Genomic DNA, 4,116 nt, shown 5'->3' with positions numbered 1-4,116 from the left:
GGCCCGCCGTCACACCCGGATCGCCAGGATCTGGCCCGGCCACGGCCCGGCCGGCAGATCCACGGTGAACGCGTCGGTGGGCGTGAAACCGAGCCGCTCGTACTGGGCGACCAGCGCCCGGTCGTCCCCGGCGTAGCAGTCCACCCGCAGCAGCCCGATGCCGCGGCGCCGGGTCTCGGCCACCGCGTCCGCGACCAGCGCCGCACCGATCCCGCGGCCGGACCGCGCCCGGTCGGTGACCAGCAGCCGCAGGTACAGCTCCCGCTCGGCCGCCGGGGTGGCGTAGTCGGGCGCCGTCTCGGCGAGCACGCAGATGCCGACCGTACGGCCCTGCCCGTCCTCGGCCGCCCGCACCAGGTACTCGGCGGTGTACCGGCCGATCCGTTCGACGGCGGCCGGCCGGGCCGTCCAGGGCTGCTCGCCCCACTGGCCGGTGCGGCCGCGGGCGGCCAGCCAGGCGACGGCTGCGTCGAGCAGGGCGAGGGTGTCGGCCGCGTCCTCGGGGCCACCGGTACGGATCTTCATACGAACAGTCTGGTCGGCGCCCTCGGGAAAATGGAAGGCCCCGGCGGCCCGGACGGGGAAGATGGGGCCCATGAGGCTCTTTGTGGCGGTCAACCCGCCGAGCGAGGCGATCCAGGAACTGGTCGACGCCGCGGCCCCGTTGCGGGAGCTGCCGGGCGCGGAGCGGCTGCGCTGGACGGAGGTGGCGGGCTGGCACCTGACCCTGGCCTTCCTCGGCGAGGTCCCGGTGACCGAACTCCCCGCCCTGGAGGCACTGCTGGCCCGGGTCGCCGAGGAGCACGGCGCGCACCGGCTGCGGATCGCCGGCGGCGGCACCTTCGGCGACCGCGCCCTGTGGGCCGGCGTGGACGGCGAGGTGTGGGCACTGCGCCGGCTCGCCGAGGCGGTCCGGGAGTCCGCCGCGGAGATCGGCGTCGAGACCGACCCCCACGGCTTCCACCCGCATCTGACGCTGGCCCGGTCCGGCTCCGCCCGTGGCCGCCGGCGGGCCGAGCAGCGGGTCGCTGCCGCCGGCCTGCAGCACCTCGCGGCCGCCCTCGACGGCTTCCGCGGGCAGGAGTGGGAGGCCGCCGACTTCCACCTGATGCACAGTGAGACCGGCTACGGCCCGTCCCGCTACCGCTCCCTCGCCGCCTGGCCGCTGGCCCGCTGGGAGGCCTGAGCGCGGCCGCACCCTCGCTCAGCCCGGCCCGGGCGCGGCCCGCAGCTCCACCTTCTGCGGGCGGGCCGCGCCGAGCTCCAGCACGGTGATCTCGTTGCGGCCCGGGTGCAGCAGCGGCTGCGGGCAGTACAGCGCGGTCTGCGGGCCCCGGGCGTCGTAGCGGCCCAGCAAGAAGCCGTTCACCCACAGGTAGCCGCGGACCCCGCCGGGCACGGCGAGGAAGGCGTCCCCGGTGGCCTCCAGGTCGAGCACGCCGCGGACCAGGCGCTCCCCGTCCCCCGCGCCCCCGGCCGGATCCGGACCGAACTCCGCCGCGGGCAGCGGGTCCAGGGCCAGCGGCTCGGCCAGCCAGCCGTGCAGGTACTGCCGCTCGTGCCGGACCCCGCCGATCCCCTTGGTCTCGCCCACCAGCGGGCCGTAGTTGACCCGGCCGAGCGACTCCACCAGCAGCTCGATCCGGACCCCGCCCGGGACGGCCGGCGGCTCGACCTCCGCGCCGCGCTCCCACTGCGCCCGCCGCTCGCCGTCCACCCGCAGGACCGCCCGGTCGCGCAGCCCCTCCACCGTCAGCGGCAGGAGGGGCCGCGGGCCGGGGACGTCCGCGGTGTAGCGGACCAGCCCGTGCTCCAGCCCCAGCTCCTCGAAGGACGGCGGCACCGGGGAGGCGAGCGCCGGCCCGAACGGCAGCGCCGCGGACTCGGTGAGCTCCACGGGGGCGGCGGCCAGCACCGGCGGCAGCTCCGGCAGGGCCGGCTCCCGGTCGTCCCGGAAGCGCGCCTCGTCCGGGTGCGCGGCGGCGAACTCTGCCAGCACCGCGCGGAACGCCTCGAACTTGGCGGTCGGCGCGCCCCGCTCGTCCAGCGGCGCGTCGTAGTCGTACGAGGTGGTCACCGGCTGGTACGGGGAGTGCGTCCAGTCGGTCGAGTTGAACGGCGGGTCGGCGTGGTTGGCCCCCGCGCCGGTGCCGAAGTTGCTGCCGCCGTGCGCCATGTACAGGTTGACCGAGGCGCCCGCGGCGAGGATGCGGCGCAGGACGCCGGCCGCCTCGTCGGCGTCCCGGGTGTGGTGCGGCCGGCCCCAGTGGTCGAACCAGCCGTTCCAGAACTCCATGCAGAACAGCGGGTCGCCGGGCCGGTGGCGGCGCAGCGCGGCGAACGCGGCCTCCGGGTCGGAACCGAAGTTCACGGTGGCCGGCACCCCGGGCAGGGTGCCGCCGGTCAGCATGTGGTCCTCCGGCCCGTCCGAGGTGAACAGCGGCACCGTCACACCGCGCCGGCGCAGCCCGTCGGCGAGGTGGCCCAGGTACGCCCGGTCGCTGCCGAAGGAGCCGTACTCGTTCTCCACCTGCACCATCAGCACCGGCCCGCCAAGGTCGGCCTGACGCTCCACCACCGCGGGCAGCAGGCGGTCGAACCAGGCGTCGACGGCGGCCAGGTACGCCGGATCCGAGGTCCGCGTCCGGCGGCCCGTCCGGGCCGTCAGCCACCCCGGCAGCCCGCCGTTGTCCCACTCGGCGCAGATGTACGGCCCGGGCCGGACGATCGCCCACAGGCCCTGGCGGGCGGCCTCGTCCAGGAAGGCGCCGAGCTCGCCCTCCCGCTCGTACCGGCCGGGCGCCGGCTCGTGCACGTTCCAGGCGGTGTACGTCTCGACGGTGTTCAGCCCCATCGCGCGCAGCGAGGCCAGCCGGGCCGGCCACTGCTCGGGGCGGGTGCGGAAGTGGTGCAGGGCGCCGGAGAGGATCCGCAGCGGCCGGCCGTCCAGCCGGAATCCGGTGGAGTCGTAGGTGAGCATGCCCCCAGCCTGCAAGAAGGCCCGGCCCCCGGCCATGGACAAACCCCCGCGAGGTGTTGGACTGTCGTCCCCGGAGGTGAGCCGTGCAGCGGTGGTGGCACTACCTGACACCCGGGCCGGCGCAGCTGGCCACCGGGCTCGCCTGCCTGGGCGTCGGCATGCAGCGCGGCCGGCTGCCGGTCGTCGGCCCGCGCACCCTGGACCGCTGGGTGGCGGTCGTGGTCACCTCCGGCCGCGGCTGGTACGCCGCCCCGGACGGCTCCCGCAGCCCGGTGGCGGCGCCCGCGGTGCTGTGGCTGCGCCCCGGGGTGCCGCACCACTACGCGCCGGACGCCGACGGCTGGTCCGAGTCCTTCGTCGACTTCACCGGCCCGGCCCTGGCCGGCTACACCGGCCTCGGCCTGCTGCCGGACGAGGAGGTGGTGCCGCTGATCACCGCCGACCGGGCCCAGCGGATCCTCGCCCGGATCGCCGCCGCCTGCCGCCGCGGCGGCCCGCTGGTGGACACCGAGGCCGCCGCCGCGGTGCACGAGCTGCTGGTCGAGCTGCACCGGCAGCGGGCCGACCTCGACCCGCACGGCGCCCCCGTGCTGGACGCGCTGCGCCGCGACGCCTTCCTGCCGCTGCCGGTGGCCGAGCACGCCCGCCGGGCCGGGCTGACCGTGGCCGGGCTGCGCCGGGCCGTCCGCGCGGTGGGGGAGGGCGGGCCGAAGGAGTACCTGCTGGCGGTCCGCCTCAGCGAGGCGAAGCTGCTGCTCGCCGCCGGGGAGCTGCCGGTGGCCGCGGTCGCCCGCCGGGTCGGCTACGCGGACCCGGCGTACTTCACCCGGCTGTTCACCCGCCGGGTCGGCGTCGCGCCCTCGGTCTTCCGGGAGCGCGAGCAGCGCGGACGGCGGTCGCCCCGGGGCAGTGCCGGGGCGGCGCGGGCGACCGACTAACCTCGAGACGTGGACCCGAAGACTCGCATGCGGATCGTGACCGGCGCGCTGTTGCTGCTGCTGGTGGTGGTGGTCGTCGGCGCGCTCGTGCAGAAGTGACCGCCTCCCGGGCCGCACCGGCCCGGGACGGCGAAAGGGGCCCCCCCCGGCGCGGGGGGCCCGGCGGGCCGCGCGGCCGCGGACAGACGACACCAGCCC

General features: G+C 77.1%; 4 protein-coding genes. 2 read left to right on the top strand and 2 right to left on the bottom strand.

The window, feature by feature from the left end; genetic code table 11:
- Nucleotides 1–9: 9 nt before the first annotated feature.
- Complete coding sequence (locus tag ACFV0G_RS36345; RefSeq protein ID WP_380557148.1) at nt 10–525, bottom strand: GNAT family N-acetyltransferase; 516 nt, start codon at nt 523–525, stop codon at nt 10–12.
- A gap of 70 nt (nt 526–595) precedes the next feature.
- On the opposite strand from ACFV0G_RS36345, the gene thpR reads away from it, so the two are divergent.
- Nucleotides 596–1,186 carry an RNA 2',3'-cyclic phosphodiesterase gene (gene thpR, locus ACFV0G_RS36340; protein ID WP_380557146.1) on the top strand — a complete coding sequence of 197 codons (591 nt, stop codon included), beginning with the start codon at nt 596–598 and terminating at the stop codon, nt 1,184–1,186.
- 18 nt (nt 1,187–1,204) lie between these two features.
- Here the strand turns inward: thpR and ACFV0G_RS36335 are convergent, their stop codons facing one another.
- A complete protein-coding gene (locus tag ACFV0G_RS36335; RefSeq protein ID WP_380557144.1) occupies nt 1,205–2,980 on the bottom strand; it encodes a glycoside hydrolase family 35 protein in 1,776 nt (591 codons plus the stop codon).
- 83 nt (nt 2,981–3,063) lie between these two features.
- Here ACFV0G_RS36335 and ACFV0G_RS36330 point away from each other — a divergent pair, with 83 nt between their 5' ends.
- Nucleotides 3,064–3,918, top strand: a complete 855-nt coding sequence (locus tag ACFV0G_RS36330) for an AraC family transcriptional regulator (RefSeq protein ID WP_380557142.1) — start codon at nt 3,064–3,066, stop codon at nt 3,916–3,918.
- Nucleotides 3,919–4,116 lie beyond the last annotated feature (198 nt).

The organism is Kitasatospora sp. NPDC059571 (assembly GCF_042735675.1).
GTDB lineage: Bacteria > Actinomycetota > Actinomycetes > Streptomycetales > Streptomycetaceae > Kitasatospora.
The sequence above is the reverse complement of the archived record's forward strand: the minus strand, read 5'-3'. Positions and strand labels throughout refer to the sequence as shown.

Coding starts and splice junctions, on each gene's coding strand:
- ACFV0G_RS36335 (WP_380557144.1), bottom strand. CDS start 2,980: ATGCTCACCTACGACTCCACCGGATTCCGGCTGGACGGCCGGCCGCTG.
- ACFV0G_RS36345 (WP_380557148.1), bottom strand. CDS start 525: ATGAAGATCCGTACCGGTGGCCCCGAGGACGCGGCCGACACCCTCGCC.
- thpR (WP_380557146.1), top strand. CDS start 596: ATGAGGCTCTTTGTGGCGGTCAACCCGCCGAGCGAGGCGATCCAGGAA.